Genomic DNA, 16,268 nt, shown 5'->3' on the forward strand with positions numbered 1-16,268 from the left:
CTAAATTAAAGGTTAAAAAAATTGTAGGGTCAGGTTTAACCTACTTTGGAGGTAGATTAGCAATTTATATTATGTCCGGTAGAACACTTATAATTAGGTTCGTAGTTTTGCTCTAGCCCAAACATAAATTGTGGGCTAGAGCAAAACTACAAACAAAAAGTTAGTCTATCAACCAAAAGCTTTGGCAGTACGGGGCGAGTTTATCTCATTCTGGCAAACTACCTTGAATACAGTAATACTTCCAAATTTCTAATACATTTAGCAGAAGTAAGCAAATTACTAAATTCTTATGGGTAGTCCTGCATTGTAATGGTGAAGATATATATTTTTTAATTTCTTCTCACGCTCCCGCACTCCCCATACTCCCCACACTCTATCTACCATTACTATGCACCACCACCTTCTTATGTTGCTGCAATTGAACAACGCAGATAATCTCCTAACTCCTAACTCCTAACTCCTAACTCCTGACTCCTACCCTTACCCATAAGACTTTTTCAGCAAAACCTAACTTGCATCCTGTAACTCCCCTGGACTCACAGAAAATGTTTGAGTTTCTGAAGCACGTTTGACCGTAATTTTTAGAGGTTTACCAATTTCACTTTCCTGAACTATATTCTGTAATTCTTCAGCAGTGGTAATTTTTTGATCAATTTCTGTAATCACATCCCCACGTCGTAAACCGCCTTTAGCTGCTGGACTACTAGGAATTACCTGTGCTATTAAAACACCTCCAGTGTCAGGAAGTTGTATTAAGGAATTAGGATTTTTATTAAATCTTTGAATGATTTCTGGAGTCAAAGTAATCATCCGCACTCCAATGTAAGGACGAGGTATACTTTCACCTTTAGCTAACTTTTCTTGAATCACTTTTGCTTCATCTATAGGTATGGCAAACCCAATACCTTGCCCATCAGCACGAATAGCTGTATTAATGCCAATCACTTCTCCCTGGGAATTTAACAACGGACCCCCAGAATTACCGGGGTTAATGGCAGCATCAGTTTGAATAAAATCCAGACGTTTATCAGGAATACCAACTTCCGAACTGGCGCGGTTGAGGGAACTCACAATACCCAAGGTGACTGTATTATCTAATCCCAGGGGGTTGCCGACAGCGATCGCCCAATCTCCAACTTTTACTTCACCAGAATTTCCTCTGTTTTTCATGTCGAATATATGGCTCTAGACACTATGCAAAAGAAAAAGTCAAAGCTATAGCAAATATTGTTCACATTCCTAGACAAACCATGCTAACCTTGAGTAAAGTAATTCAATGTTAGTAATGGCCAAATCTCACGGTTCCTTGAGAGGGATAGAAACAAAAATTGAATACCATCCTATATTTGAGGAACTGGGAGCATTGTATGAATCCTGGAAACGGTCTGCCCTCAACTGGATGCAAGCTGAGAAGTTGTCAGAATCAGAAGTAGAAAAGCGTCTAATGAAGCAGTTTAATCTTCAGTGGGCATGGGCTGATTCAATTGCTACTGAAGCGACTCAATGTTTAAACCAATTAAAAACAGCTAAGAACAACTATATCTCTAAATTAGAGTTACAAATCCAAGCTAAAACAACTGCTACAAAAAAACTCATCACTAAACTAGAAAAAACTTTAAAATTAGCAAGGAAAAAAGGTTTCCCAAATATACAGGCTCGAAATAAATTTCAGAATCAGTTGTTAGGCTTAAAAAGCAAAATTCATAAAATAGCCAGCCTGAAACGAAAATTAAAGGAGTTAAAAAATACAGAACGTTTACATATTTGTTTTTGCTCTCGGAAATTATTTAACGCTCAACATAATTTAGCAGAAAACGGATATAAAACCCTAGATGAATGGGGTGTTGATTGGAGAAAAAAACGATCTGGCAGGTTTTTCTGTGTGGGAAAATCTCAACCAGGCGGTGGAACTATGATGAAAGTTTTCCCATTAGAAGAAGATGACAAATATCAACTAGAGATTCAACTACCTAGACCATTACAGGGTAAATATGGTCAGAAAATACAGTTAGAATTTTCTGTTTTAGATAGAGTAGGTAGATATAGAAGCTCAGATTTAGATTATGCCATAAATAGTTTGAAGCCCATTACAATTCAAGTTTTTCCTAGGGAACATAAACAAGACAATTGGTATATACATCTTTCTACTTATGTACAAGAAATTCCAGTAGTTCATACTAGAAAAAATGGTTGTATAGGTATTGATTTTAATGCTGAGTCGATTTCAATGACTTATGTGAAGTGGGATGGCAACATTGAATATTTAAAAGAAATCCCGTATAAATGGAAAAATCAAACTACAGGACAACGGCAAGCATCCATGAGAAATAGTGTTTCTCAAATTGTCGAATTAGCAGAATTTTTTGAATGCGCTATTGCCATTGAGTCTCTAGATTTTAGTAAGAAAAAGGCTAAAATGAGTGGATATTGTAAAGTTTATAATGAAATGCTTTCTAATTTATCTACTGGAATGTTTAGAGAAGCTTTAGCATCGTGTTGTAGAAGATTTGGAGTTGAATTAATTAAAGTAAATCCAGCTTTTACCAGCTTGATAGGAATGATTAATTATATGGGTAAATACGGCCTAAACAGTGGCACTGCTGCTGCTTTAGTGATTGGTCGTAGAGCCTTAAACTTATCAGAAAAAATCCCCAAATGTTTGTTGAGACCGGAGGATGTCAACAAACATGATTGGAGTCATTGGCGACGAGTTGCTAGTTTTATTAAACTACATCGTATCCGGAGGACTAAACTTTTTCAATGGAGGAAAGCCCTAGAGGGAATCCTAACCCATAGTTTGTGGGCGGAACATGAACTTTCACAGCAAGTACACATTGAAACGGGTGAGCCACAAAATCATTTGCACTCACCGATGGCAAATGTCTAGCTTTGTCTAGTTTTCAAGAAGGTGAAATTGTCATGGTGTACTATAATGACTTATTTTTGATATGGTGATAAATAAAATTATAAACATTGAGGAAAAGCCAAGCCTTAACGAAGTCAGAAGTTAGTAGGGGCGAATGGCCATTCGCCCCTACAGATAGGGGAGCCGTCGGATTGGCGACGTATGTTTTTGTCACGGGGATGTGAGCAACTCTCCAAAAACATTTCACCTTAAAAGGCGAAGTTGCGCGACCCAATTTTTTTGATAAATTTACAGCGGTTGTCAAAAAAGTAGACTACAGTAGGGACGTTCCATAGAACCTCCCTACAAGGTTTTGATTATGAAGATGTGGTTCATCAATCTGAAAAGCGCTATAAAGTCCTTGGCTAATAGCTGCGGAACCTGGCCCTACTAAATCGCCACCATCGTATAAGGCCAGGTTCAGTCCAATCCTTAATGAAAACTCCCATTCCAATTGTTGCCAGCCCTTTATTCATGCACCTTTTTAAGTATTTAATAAGTAGTTTTTGTTAACTGATAGCACTAAATACTAAGGATATTTACGGAGAGTACCTCAATTGATGAAGATTGGATGAAGTTGGCGAAATACTCTTGACACTAGGGGTGGGAGCATTTAAGATTATATTCAGTTAACTTTTTCATCAATCGATCATCTACGAGTGGGAGGATGACAAACGTCTCTTCTTAGAAATACCATAAGAAGTAAGGATGTTGGTGATTTTGGCTATGATTGTGCTTTGATAGGCATAGCCTAACTATTAACTGAAAAGCATTTTAGATTTTGCTAAATTTAGGTTTGATAGCTAGATTTACCAACGCCGAAGTAAGATATTGAGGTCATCAACTGATGAAAACCAAAAATTAGGAGAATAGTTGACAATGAACAGAACTAAATTTTTACCAACCTTAATAGCAACTACTACAATGTTCTTTGCAACAACAGGAAAGGTTGAAGCTATTACTTTTGCTGGAACAACATCTGGTTCATGGGGTCTACCTGCTGTATCTACTGGTATCGAATCTCTCTCAAATGAAAACGGTGGCACAAACAACAGACTAACTTGGGGAATTCCTGCAGCTTGGTCTTTCAAAAATTATGTTCAGTATGACGGTTTAGGTTTCAGCACGGATGTAAATACTTTATTTGCTGTTGGTGATTTAACCTATCGTAATGGTGCTACTTTCTATGGTTTTAATGGGGACTTTCCTCTAGAAATTGAATTGTCTTTTGCTAATTCTTTCAACAATGCAGAAAGCTTAAACTACACCTTCAATATTTTCAATACTCCTAATATTTATAACGACCCAGTTTTAGATGGAGATATACTTACTTTTACCGCTAATGATCTGACGAATGATACTTTTAATTTTGGTGGAGTAGATTACACCTTGAAATTAGCTGGTTTTTCTAGTGACGGTGGTAATACTTTTCTCAGTGAGTTTAACTCCCCAGAAAATTCAACAGCAGAGGCAACATTATATGCTGAGATTATCAAAGTTGATGTTCCCGAACCCACAACAATAGCTGGTTTAGGTTTACTAGGTGTATTTATAATAGGTTCATTGAAGAAAAAGAGTTAATAGTAGGTTTCAGGTAAATGGTAAACAACTGGGATCGGAGGAGAGGTCTCATTGACTCAAAATTCCCCACCCTACATGTACTATATTTTCCTGCAAAGTAACCCAATGATAATTAACAAATCAAGAAATAATTTTGATTAACTAGCGTCCTGCAATTCGCCACGGCTAGAAAATGTTTGAGTTTCTGAACCACGTTTGACCGTAATTTTGATCCGTTATATTCATGCCAACCCCAAGGCAGCAGGGATGAGAGAAGGCTTTTTCTACGACTTCAGTAACTATGGTACTTCTGAAAAACTAACCACGGATGCCATTGAGTAATGCCATCCAGCTTTTTTTGAGTTGGGTTCATCCCTAGAAGAATGCGCCGACAAATACAAAGGTTTCTCTCGCCGTTATACACCTAAGAAAAAACCAACCAAGAAAAGCGACTGGGGTAAAAGAATATTGAGAGGGATATTAAGCAAAGTTCCTAAAACAAAAGTATCCCCCGGACAAATACCGTTACCATTTTTGATAGAAAAAATTGTCTTGATAGAAATTCCAGCAATAGCTGAGACAGCGATACATTTTATTAAAGCGAACCGTTTTCCCTATATTGGTGTGGGTTAGTAGGGGCGGTTTTTTTCAGTTCATATATTATCAGTGTGATTTGTAGGGGCGGGTTTATTTCATTTTGTTGAATTCCTATTAACATTCTAGGGGAACCCGCCCCTACGTCAACCGAATGTATGAAAAATTTGTAGAGGCGGGTTTCACTAAAAATCTTGTGATAATTGATTGATTCACCAAAACTCCCCCGCTTTCAACCTGATATTGGGTAATGCTGATATTGATAACTACGCGGAATGGGGGCGGGTTTATCTAATCAAATGTGAAAACTCATTAATTTAACAGGGAAACCCGCCCCTACTATTTCAACATTTTAGGTGTCTCACGCGACTACAAGTTTTGCTATAACTATCAGCCCAAAAATTCGATATTTTTATAACCTGAAATGGTGCGTTACGACGGATTCCTAAATACCTTTCACAGTCTAAATTTTAGCCGTATAACGCACCCTACTGGAGAGTTTCAACTCGTAAATTAGTTGGGTTTTTCTCCAACACGAGTCCAAGCAGGATAGGCAAACTGATACGCCTTAATGTTGACAAAACCCGCTTCTTGCAGTAACTTATCGGGGTCAACTTTTAGCCATTGCTCTTTATAAGGTTCAAAAAAGCCTCTGTATGAGTGCAGTTCTCCAGGGTGCGAATCTGTGACAACTAACCGACCACCTGGAGCAAGAATTCGCCAGCATTCTGCTAGGATGATTTGCTTAACTTCATCAGGACATTCATGGAGAAGATAAGCGATATTAAGAGCATCAACTGAATTATCTGGCAGTTCGGTTTTTTCAACTAAACCGTGTTTCCAATGTAGATTGGGAATATCCTTGTGGTATCGGCGACCAACTACAATCATAAACGGAGAAGCATCCCATGCTGTTACTGTAGCAGAAGGGAGATAACGAGCAATCGCTGCTGCATCGTCTCCGATACCTGCTCCTAAGTCTAAAATGTGGCGAGCATCTTCGGGAAATAATTTGGCTATTTCGTCTCTGACTCCGAGGGATTTTCGTGGATGAGCATTTTCTAAAAGCGCTTCCATTCCTACTCGATTACCAACTGCTGCAGTTTCCGACAAGTATCCTCCCAAAACACTATGAAAAGGCTGAAGATAGTATTGAGGATATTCAATTGGTTCAAAAGTAGATAATTCTGATTCCCAATCAATCTCGCCTAAATCTGGCGCTTCCTGAAACTGTATCCTTGTTAGAAATCGTATCATGGCATCCTTGGGTGCAGAAGAGTATAATTCAGTTTGAATCTGTTTTCTCTGTGTTTCCAAGTCTAGAGTTTTCCAAGCAGGGTCAGGTTGTGATGCCAAATTGCTGAGAATTTGATCGATGGTAGTTGCTGCAATTTCCATGATTTTTTTCTTTTTATAAGTTTTTGAGCTGAACTTTTATTATTGTAAGACTTTCCAGAAAACATTCCTAGAATATTTTGCCAGTTTCAGGTATCAAGTCGAGTACTCTAGTAGTGGACCGACACAGCTAAAAATTTGCATTAGGGAATAGGGTAGGAACGTTGAATGCAACGTCCGTAGGGGAGAAAGATTGTTGAATTTTGCTATAACTATCAGATACAGCTATTTCAGTCTAGTAGGGTGCGTTAGGCGCTTACTACAAACTACGGTTGAACTGCAAATATTATGTTGCGCCGTAACGCACCGTTGAACCAACACATCTAAAATGGTGCGTTACGACGGATTGCTAAATACTTTTCATAGTCTAAAATTTAGCCGTCTAACGCACCCTACAAATTTTACTAAAAGCTGAACAAAGACAACTCTTGATTTATCGCTTCACCAATTTCTTACTCAACTTCCGCAACCGAACTGACTCCGGTGTAATTTCCACCAACTCATCAGGTCCGATATATTCCAACGCCCGCTCCAAACTCATATCCACAGGCGTTTGCAACTGCACCAATTCATCCCCAGTTGCAGAACGATGGTTTGTCAACTGCTTAGTTTTACAAACATTCAAATCTAAATCTTGAGGGCGGTTATGTTCTCCCACAATCATACCTTTATACACCTTCGTACCAGGAGTAATAAAGAATACTCCACGATCTTCAGCATTTTTCAACGCATAAAAAGTTGCCACACCTTCCTCAAAAACAATAATCACCCCATTGCGTCGAGCTTCAATTTCACCAACCAACGGACGATAATCTAAGAAACTGTGGTTCATAATACCTTCCCCACGGGTAAGACGCATAAAGTCACCCCGGAAACCAATCAAACCACGAGCAGGAACAGAAAATTCTAATTGAGTCCGACCATTTGTACCCACCTGCATATTCTGCATTTCGCCTTTGCGCTGACCTATTCTTTCGATGCAACCACCGACCGCATCTTCGGGAACATCCATTACTAAAAGTTCAAATGGTTCGCATGGTTGACCGCTGACTTCTCGGTAAATAACTTGAGGTTGAGCAACCTGAAACTCATAACCTTCTCGACGCATCGTTTCAATCAAAATACCTAAGTGCAGTTCCCCACGACCAGAAACAGAAAACTTCTCTGGAGAGTCAGTTTCTTCTACTCGCAATGCAACGTTCGTTTCTAATTCTCGCATCAGGCGATCGCGCACTTGTCGAGAAGTTACAAATTTTCCTTCTTGACCTGCAAATGGAGAGTCATTTACAGAGAAAGTCATTTGTAGAGTAGGTTCATCTACTTTAATCAAAGGTAGAGCTTGAGGTTCGTTAGGACAAGTAATAGTTTCACCAATATTAGCATCACTAAAACCAGCAACTGCCACAAGATTACCAGCAGCAGCTTCTTGAATCTCAATGCGTGCCAAACCTTCAAATCCCATTAACTTTGAGATTTTTGATTTGACAATTGTGCCATCTTCTTTCACAATAGCCGCAGGTTGACCAGCTTTAATCACACCGTTGTGGATACGACCTACAACTATTCTACCCAAATATTCTGAATAGTCGAGAGTCGTCACCTGCAACTGCAAAGGTTTTTCAGGGTCTCCCACTGGAGGAGGAACATGGTCTAAAATAGAATCGAATAAACACTGCATATCTTGTGACTCTGTTTCCAGGTCTTTTTTCGCGTAACCTGCCAAACCAGAGGCAAATAGATAAGGAAAATCACATTGGTCATCATCTGCACCCAGCTCTATAAATAGGTCGAGAACTTTATCAACAGCACTGTGGGGGTCAGCTCGGGGACGGTCGATTTTGTTGACGATAACAATGGGCCTTAAACCTTTTTCTAAGGCTTTTTTGAGGACGAAGCGAGTTTGTGGCATTGGGCCTTCATTGGCATCCACAATTAGTAAACAACCGTCCACCATACCGAGGACTCGTTCTACTTCTCCACCAAAGTCAGCGTGACCAGGGGTATCAACAATATTAATCAGAGTATCTCTGTATCTAACGGCGGTATTTTTAGAGAGAATTGTAATCCCACGTTCCCGTTCTAGGTCGTTGGAGTCCATGACACAATCAGGAATTTCTTCCCCTTCCCGGAAGATACCTGATTGTTTGAGGAGCGAGTCAACTAGGGTAGTTTTGCCATGGTCAACGTGGGCGATGATGGCTACGTTGCGAATAGGAAGAGACATAAGAAGTTTTTATTACAGATATTACTGTTAAGTTTCTTTAACTATTGTAGCCGATCCAGGGACTAATAGTTAGAAGTCAAAAGTCAAAAGTCAAAAGTCAAAAGTTAAACAAGAAACCGGGTTTATTGCCCCGATCGTTGTTTTTCACGAAATTTTGTCGATCAACCTGGTTTCTGCGTAAGTCCTATGAATGTGCTACAATTCCCGGAGTAAATATGTTTTGCTTGTTCCCAATTCCTAATTCTAAATTCTAAATTCCCTCTATGTCTTTACCATCATCATTAGAACGTATTGTTAAAAAATTTCAACGGGCATCTTCTAATAAATTGCGCTATGAACAACTACTTTGGTATGCTAAAAAGTTACCTGATTTTCCCGAAGCAGAAAAGATACCAGAAAATAAAGTTTATGGTTGTCAATCTCAGGTATATATTACTGCTAACTTAGATGATGGAAAAGTTTGTTATCAAGGAGATTCTGATGCTCAGTTAGTTAAGGGATTGGTTGCTTTCTTAATTGAGGGTTTGAATGGATTAACACCTCAAGAAATTTCCCAAGTAACTCCAGATTTTATTCAAGAAACAGGTTTAAAAGCAAGTTTAACTCCTTCTCGCGCTAATGGTTTTTACAATATTTTTCAACTTATGAAAACTAAAGCTAATTCCTACTCAAAATAATCCATAAAGTTATACTATTTAACTTAAAAAATATTATAAAAATTTTTATACATATTCTGTAAAATAATCGTTTTAAATTAGTGTCAGTAAGATTTTTAACTTCCCTGGCGGGAAGTCCCGCGCTCTCCCGCAGGGGAGCGTCGGGATGAAAGCCAGGGCCAAGATTCGGATACCTCCACAAGCTAAACGTTTATAAGCCGCAAGACATGCTAGGTACATTTTGTTATTGTAAGCGTCATCACAGGGGGAGGACATCACCTCTGTTAAAACAGCGGTCAGTTTTTACTGACTGAAGAATCCCGCTTTGTCGCGTAAGCGCAACGTCGGGAGTATGTCAAGCTTGTACAATCTCAATCCATGACTTTTGACTTCCATAAAACGGTATTAGTATGAGCTGTTGATTGAAGCCAAAAATTGACTTTTGTTGAGATTTGTGCTGTGAAAACACCTAATCTTAATATGTGAGAGTAAAGTTAACCCGAAATCTCAAGACCATCTGAGGTTATGGGTTTTTTTTCATGGCCACAAGTATAAAATTAGGGATTCAAGAAGGTGGTAGGTTTGGGGCAGTAAATTTTTCTATCCTAAAATATTAGTCAGAATTATTGAATATACTTATTGAAAATCAAGATAACCCAGATGATCGCCTGAGATATCTCTTGATTACTATCCTGTTGGATCTTGAGAAATTTTCCCCCAAATTAGTGGCTTTGGTTGTATATTTTATTTTTTGGAAGAATAATATTACACTGTAAGTGGTCTCTCGGAGACTTTTATGAAGATTTGATGAAGATTTGATAGAATTTTGATGAAGATTTGATGAAGATGTGAGAAAAAATTGTTTTTTGTCTTGCAATTTCCCACAACCTCAAAATAAGATATAAGCACATTCAGCAAATTTTATTAGGTGCTATCTTAAAGTCATGGTAAAAAATACTTTGTTCGTTCCTGCTGCCACTATCGCTACCAAAGCGTATTCACTACAACCGACTGAACTGGTAGAGCTAAAATGGTATAATCAGCATTTTGAGGCGTTTCATTTCACAACAAATAATAATCTAATCTACTAATACCCAAAAGGTTAGGAGCGTAGCGACAATAATTTAGTCTTTTTTTAAAAAAACCTAGACAATTATATTTTAAGGAGTTTAAAATGAAGGTGCTTAATTTAAATACCGAATCAGTTTTCAAAAAAACTTATATTTTAGATCAGATGATTGGCGGAGGAAATATAAAAAGTATGGACATGGAAGCCCTGAGAGAACGTGCGGGGCTTACCCGTGCTGAAGTAGCAGAGCGACTAGGTATCAGCGAAACCAGTGTTCGTAACTGGGAGACGGGGCGTACAGAACCAACAATGACTCCCCAAAAGTACCTGGAAATTCTGGATATTTTAAAATGCACTCCAGAAGAATTAGCTGTGGCTAGTGATAAGTCTATTAGTCAACGCCACAAGCGTAAACCAGGTAGACCAAGAAAAGTTATACACAATAATAATGGACTAAATGAGGTAGAAAGGACAGAATCGGTAACTGGCCATTAAACATTTGCCGACCAACAACATTGGCAAAACAAACTTTACTCCAGAAAGCGATAGATTAGAAAGTAGTATTAATTTAGCTTTGGCCGTCAGTTAGCTCTCTGCTCCCCATTCCGCATATTCGCCAGCGTTACAAAGCAAACGACTATGACACTCTGTGGACTGGATAGCGCCGACGACCCGGTCGAAGCAGGAATAGAAAACAGGGCGTTGGTAATTGGTAAGATGATTTTCTACTAGGGGTAATACCCATCACTTACTCTGGTTAGATATTTAGAGGTATCAGAAACAGATGACTCTTAAAGTTTAATCTCTTGATTTAGCAAGGCCGAAAACAGACACATAATTTTATGTTTTACTGATTATTGTAGGTCTGTGAGAACGTCAACCACTCTCCTGCCCCATCAGGGATACTGTGAGTAAAGCTGTGGCTGGCGTTTTTCAAACTGTTCCTAAAGCAAAGAGGCTTTCAAACTACCGAGGAGTTTTAGGTGAAAATTTTGAATAAGCTGGGTCTATTTAAAAAAACACCAGATGAGGCAAAATTGCCAGTAGATGATATTCCTGAAGCTGTAAGAGATGAATACGAAGGTGCAAAACAGGAGCCTTTTCAGCCTCAGAAAAAATGGCAGGTTTGGCAATTATTACTGATAGGGGCGATCGCTCTAATAATTAGTATTGGTTTGCACTTCCAATTTAACCAAACTACAGACAATTCTTCTGTCGCCCAAATGAAACAAAATATTGGAACAAAAGTAGTCGAACCATCTCCAACTCCTATAGAAATACCTTTACCCTCACCGTCTCCTACTCCTTCCATTCAGCAGAAAGAAAATATACTAGGACATTTGCCCTATCAAGAAGCATCTTGGCAAGAATTGACACCAGTGTTTGGCAACCAAAATGTCAAACTACGTTCAAATGCGGCAGAAAAATTTAATGCCATGTCAGATGCAGCTTGGTCTGCAAATATTAATTTGGTTCCTCTTTCGGGGTTTAGAACTTTGGCAGATCAAGAGTATTTATTTTTTGAGGTAAAAGCAGAGCGGGGACAGGTGACATCTAAAAGAGCTGAGGTGAGTGCGCCTCCTGGTTACAGCGAACATCATACAGGTTACGCTATTGATATTGGAGATGCTCGATCACCAGGAAGTCATCTCCAAGTTAGTTTTGAAAATACTAGAGCGTTCCAGTGGTTACAAGAAAATGCTGGCAATTATGGTTTTGAGTTATCCTTTCCAAGGGATAATCCTCAAGGTATTAGTTATGAACCTTGGCATTGGCGCTTTGTAGGAGATGGTCATAGTTTAGATACTTTTGAGCAAGCTAGATCGCTTGAGGAAGATGAGGAGTAGGGGAGTAGGGGAGTGGGGGAGATGGGGAGATGGGGAGATTGAAGTATAGTATAGAGGTCATTTCAGTTAGCCTCCTGTCGGAGGAACTGCGCAATTCAGTTAGCCTCCTGCGGAGGAACTACGTTAACAGTTATTAGTTATCAGTGAACCTCAGACCTTAGTCGGAGGCTTGAAATACTGAGTTAAATATTTTTTCATCCCCTATCCAAGGGTAGGCTCATGCCCTCATTTTTTGGTAAAATTATTAATTATTAATTATTAATTATTGAACTATTCCCTAATTATGAAACAAACTTCACTTAATATTATTGCCATTGGTATGTTTGTTCTTACCATGTCTAGTTTACTTGGACCGATATTTAATGTATCTCCACTTATACCAGCGATCGCTACTTTTTCTGTGTTGGTATTAGCAACTATAGATACTCTTGGGTGGCAAGGTCAGGGCAGTATGATTATTGTAGATTTAGTTGAAGGAACATCTTCAGAAAGACGCGATCGGATTATTCGTCACGAAGCTGGACATTTTTTGGTGGCTTATTTATTGGAAATTCCTATTAGTGGGTATGCTCTGAGTGCATGGGAAGCATTTCGGCAAGGTCAGTCAGCTCAAGGAGGAGTTAGGTTTGATGACCAAAAGTTAGCTGCTCAGTTACAGAGAGGTGTGATTTCTAACCAACTTGTGGACCGATATTGTACTGTCTGGATGGCGGGTATTGCTGCAGAAGATTTAATTTATGGTAATGCTGAGGGTGGAGCAGAGGATCGGGCGAACATTACAGCAGTTTTGACACAATTAAAACGTCCTGGAGAGTCTAAACTTAAACAAAGTTGGGCATCTTTGCAAGCTCGTAGTTTGATAGAAAATAATCAGTCTGCTTATGAAGCGTTAGTGAAGGTAATGACAGAAAGAGCGTCTGTTTCTGATTGTTATCAAGCTATTCAGGAGTATATTTCTGTTGATCAGAATTAATTTTACATCTGGTGGCATTGATGTAAATTAGATGTTGTAGGGGCGAATAGCCATTCGCCCCTACAGGAGGGAAGAGAATTTAGAAAGATTGGGCAATGGTTGAAGACGGAACATTTTTTTATATCGAATTAAGCTATTGGTAGTGGACCGTTTCAGCTAAAATAGTGCGTTAGAATTGTCATTGCGAACGATAGTGTTTGCGGAGCATTCCGTTAGGAAAGCAATCTCTGGTAGATTTCCTATTGCACCATTTAAGATGAAACAATCCAGTAGGGTGTGTTAGCGCCAGCGTAACGCACCAAGACTCTATATATAGTGCCTTTGCGTAAGTCCTAATTTTTTGATATCGAATTAAGTGGAGAGTGAGAACATTATATCATGTCCGGATAATCAGTGATAAAAAAGTATATGGTTTGTAGTATTGCTCTAGCCCGAACTGTAGAAATTATCAAGCCCTACTACAAGCTTTAATTATAATGATTAAACCGGACATGATATTAACTATTTACCAACTCGAAATAAGACTGTAAAAGTATTATCAGTTATTGTGAGATTATTTCCAAAAGGATCTTGACCATAATCATATTCCTGATTTTTCCAACTCAAAGATAGAGTCGGACTATTATATTTATTGTTTAGTCGCCAAGTTAAACTAGCACCATAAACAGAACGGTTAGAGGTTTCATCAACTGGTGCAACATAACCAGAAAAAGTAACAGTCTTCAGCGGACGAATACTAAACTCTAGCAATAACCTGTCTTCAAAAGAATTAGGGAGAATATCGCCAAAATAGTAGGTGACACCAAAAGAAGTAATTCCCCAATTCAAACGAGCATTAGCAGCAAGTTCGCTAGCAGGTGAATTATTCACAATATCCCCAATTTTAGTATCTCTATCTATAGCATAATTGAAGAATGTTGATAAGCTAAAATTAGCATTTTTACTAATACGAAATCTTTTAGCGACATTGCCAAAAAGTTGACTATAATAATCTCGGTCTGGGTTAAGATAACCAATTCCACCAACCCGAAAACTCCAACTGTTGACCGTGTTTCTCGTATAGTCAGCACCCAGGTAAAGTTTGATTTCTTCAGAAGCAATGACACCAGTATAATAACGGAACAAATCTTCACCTCCAGTCCAATTTCCGGTAAAACTCAGATGAGGAGAATAACTGGTTTCTTCTCGATAAATACTTTCTCTGACAAAGTTAGCATCTTGTTGGAGAACGCTGAGATAAATTTGAGCATAAAAATTTTGTAGGTTGTTAGTAGAAAAAAAATCTTCGTTGACTACAGACTCTAGGTCTACATTGCTGTCTGCTCCACCTTCTGCTCCTGCACTGGCGATCGCTAATTGCGGACTTGTGGGAGTATAGAATATGCGACCTTCGTTAATACTGCGGTCAATAATAGGGGAAAGACCGAGCCAAATACTGTTATAATTTCCTCTGGGAACTTGACTTAAGCTAGTAACATCAGGTGTTAAACTTTTTGCTCTACCTATTCCAGCAGAATAAATGGTAAAACTACCGCTAGGTAAACGAGTATTGTTAGCTGCTAAAAATAAGTTGCGGTTAATACTAGAGTTGACAGGATTTTCACTGCCTTTTAAGTCGGGAATAACATCGGGTAAAAATTGCGCTGCTGCTTGAATAGTTGTATTTAATCCCCGGTTTTCATCATCAAAAAATAGGGTAAAACCACGAACTGTACGCCCGATAACTGCTTCTGTATCGTTAGCCTTGACAACTTGACGAACTCGCGACATTGTGCTAGAAATCGTGTAATCAGTTTTTTCTTCTCGTTCAATTTTAGTTTTTTGGGATTGACCGTTTCCCGGAAAAGCACCTGCATTAGGAAAATATAAATCTACTCCAATAGGTTGACTGCTTGTTCCCCGCTGAAAACCGGGAAACTGCATAAAAGCTAAGGTTTCTGGTTTAACAACATCTCCTACTTCAGAGGTTTGAAAAACGCGAGTCGGTACTAAAACTTCTGGATCTATACTGTTGCGATCTATAACTAAACCAGGGGTATAGGTACATTGTTGGTCGTCGGGAGTACCAGGAAAAATACAAGGTGCTGTTAAACTTAGTTGCATTTCTTGCCCTATTAGTGTTTTGGGTTCAATTGTTGTGGTGGTAACTTTTCTCTCTATAGGAACTGTTCGCAGTTGGAAATAAGTGGCTTTTTGGTCTACGGTATAGATGTTATTGCGGGTTAAACTTTCCATAACTCGACCATTAAGTTTGAGGATGCCGTTAATAAAAAAGTCGGTGTCCGCAGTATCGGCAAAACTTTCTAAAGCAGTAACTTCCCATTTTGTTAGGTGACTAATAGGAATATCATTGAGGGGTAAACTTGTGGTTAGGGGGCTAACTTTTTCATCATCAGCGATGCGTGGCGGAATAATATAATCTGGGTCTACCGGTGCGGGTGTGGGTGTGCGTTGGGTTGAATTCTTGGGCTTTTTGTTTAATGAGGGTGCTGTTGCCTTGTTTTGGGATGCTAGATTTTGTGATGGAGCTTGGAGGTCTGTTGCTGAGGTAGACCAGTCTGGTTCTGATAAAGGGGTAACTTCTGCAAATTCTAAATTCTCTGCTAATTGAGTTTGTGCTAAAATTGGAGTTGAATACGCTACGCTGAGGAAAGTCAAACCAACTATAAAACTACGGTTGTATTTGTCGGCAAAAATTTTATTAGGGTTGGCGGGGTTAGTAGTAAATTTAGGGAAGTTAGCCATTTTTATTAGCGCCCCTAGCTCGGATAAAGTTGATTAATTAGTAGGGTACGTTAGACGGCTAAAACTTAGACTGTGAAAAGTATTTAACAATTCGTCGTAACGCACCATTTTAGCGGTGTAGCTCCAGTAGTAGATTGTTTCACCTTAAATGTTGCAATAGTAAATCCAGTAGGGTGCGTTAGACGGCTAAAACTTAGACTGTGAAAAGTATTTAACAATTCGTCGTAACGCACCATTTTAGCGGTGTAGCTCCAGTAGTAGATTGTTTCACCTTAAATGTTGCAATAGTAAATCCAGTAG

Annotated in this window: 12 protein-coding genes and 1 pseudogene; 8 read left to right on the forward strand and 5 right to left on the reverse strand. The window is 38.9% G+C overall.

What is annotated here, in order from left to right:
* Positions 1–507: 507 nt before the first annotated feature.
* Positions 508–1,158, reverse strand: a pseudogene (locus ACP6PK_RS05915) (trypsin-like peptidase domain-containing protein); the annotation flags it as partial.
* Between the two features lie 127 nt (positions 1,159–1,285).
* Between ACP6PK_RS05915 and ACP6PK_RS05920 the strand changes: the two are divergent.
* On the forward strand, positions 1,286–2,887 hold the full coding sequence (locus ACP6PK_RS05920) for an IS200/IS605 family accessory protein TnpB-related protein (protein ID WP_426558591.1): 1,602 nt from the start codon (positions 1,286–1,288) through the stop codon (positions 2,885–2,887).
* 40 nt (positions 2,888–2,927) lie between these two features.
* On the opposite strand, the gene ACP6PK_RS05925 is transcribed toward ACP6PK_RS05920, so the two are convergent.
* The gene (locus tag ACP6PK_RS05925) at positions 2,928–3,140 is read right to left on the reverse strand and encodes a hypothetical protein (protein WP_426558593.1); all 213 of its coding nucleotides are present in this window, start codon (positions 3,138–3,140) and stop codon (positions 2,928–2,930) included.
* A gap of 644 nt (positions 3,141–3,784) precedes the next feature.
* Between ACP6PK_RS05925 and ACP6PK_RS05930 the strand changes: the two genes are divergently transcribed.
* The 3 genes from ACP6PK_RS05930 to ACP6PK_RS05940 all read left to right on the forward strand — a co-directional run bounded on the left by ACP6PK_RS05930 (position 3,785) and on the right by ACP6PK_RS05940 (position 5,098).
* On the forward strand, positions 3,785–4,486 hold the full coding sequence (locus ACP6PK_RS05930; RefSeq protein WP_426558595.1) for a choice-of-anchor K domain-containing protein: 702 nt from the start codon (positions 3,785–3,787) through the stop codon (positions 4,484–4,486).
* A gap of 195 nt (positions 4,487–4,681) precedes the next feature.
* Complete coding sequence (locus tag ACP6PK_RS05935; RefSeq protein WP_256386703.1) at positions 4,682–4,807, forward strand: hypothetical protein; 126 nt, start codon at positions 4,682–4,684, stop codon at positions 4,805–4,807.
* A 21-nt stretch (positions 4,808–4,828) separates the two neighbouring features.
* Complete coding sequence (locus tag ACP6PK_RS05940) at positions 4,829–5,098, forward strand: hypothetical protein (protein WP_426558597.1); 270 nt, start codon at positions 4,829–4,831, stop codon at positions 5,096–5,098.
* Between the two features lie 474 nt (positions 5,099–5,572).
* Here ACP6PK_RS05940 and ACP6PK_RS05945 read toward each other — a convergent pair whose 3' ends face one another.
* Positions 5,573–6,457 (reverse strand): class I SAM-dependent methyltransferase, encoded by an 885-nt coding sequence (locus ACP6PK_RS05945; RefSeq protein ID WP_426558599.1) that lies wholly within the window; start codon positions 6,455–6,457, stop codon positions 5,573–5,575.
* A gap of 430 nt (positions 6,458–6,887) precedes the next feature.
* The gene (typA, locus tag ACP6PK_RS05950) at positions 6,888–8,678 is read right to left on the reverse strand and encodes a translational GTPase TypA (RefSeq protein WP_426558601.1); all 1,791 of its coding nucleotides are present in this window, start codon (positions 8,676–8,678) and stop codon (positions 6,888–6,890) included.
* A 263-nt stretch (positions 8,679–8,941) separates the two neighbouring features.
* On the opposite strand from typA, the gene ACP6PK_RS05955 reads away from it, so the two are divergent.
* From ACP6PK_RS05955 to ACP6PK_RS05970, 4 genes are all read left to right on the forward strand, one after another.
* Entirely contained in the window at positions 8,942–9,355 is a 414-nt protein-coding gene (locus ACP6PK_RS05955) for a SufE family protein (protein WP_094678299.1), read from the forward strand.
* Between the two features lie 1,240 nt (positions 9,356–10,595).
* Positions 10,596–10,898, forward strand: coding sequence for a helix-turn-helix domain-containing protein (locus tag ACP6PK_RS05960; RefSeq protein ID WP_094678307.1), 303 nt, complete (start codon positions 10,596–10,598; stop codon positions 10,896–10,898).
* Positions 10,899–11,386: 488 nt separating this feature from the next.
* Positions 11,387–12,250, forward strand: coding sequence for a M15 family metallopeptidase (locus tag ACP6PK_RS05965; protein WP_210407739.1), 864 nt, complete (start codon positions 11,387–11,389; stop codon positions 12,248–12,250).
* A gap of 283 nt (positions 12,251–12,533) precedes the next feature.
* On the forward strand, positions 12,534–13,223 hold the full coding sequence (locus tag ACP6PK_RS05970) for an ATP-dependent Zn protease (protein WP_426558604.1): 690 nt from the start codon (positions 12,534–12,536) through the stop codon (positions 13,221–13,223).
* 501 nt (positions 13,224–13,724) lie between these two features.
* Here the strand turns inward: ACP6PK_RS05970 and ACP6PK_RS05975 are convergent.
* Entirely contained in the window at positions 13,725–15,968 is a 2,244-nt protein-coding gene (locus tag ACP6PK_RS05975; RefSeq protein WP_426558606.1) for a hypothetical protein, read from the reverse strand.
* Positions 15,969–16,268: the final 300 nt, after the last annotated feature.

The sequence above is a fragment of the Dapis hubbardiae BLCC-M172 genome (genome assembly GCF_050016015.1).
In the GTDB taxonomy this organism is placed as follows: Bacteria; Cyanobacteriota; Cyanobacteriia; order Cyanobacteriales; family Microcoleaceae; genus Trichodesmium.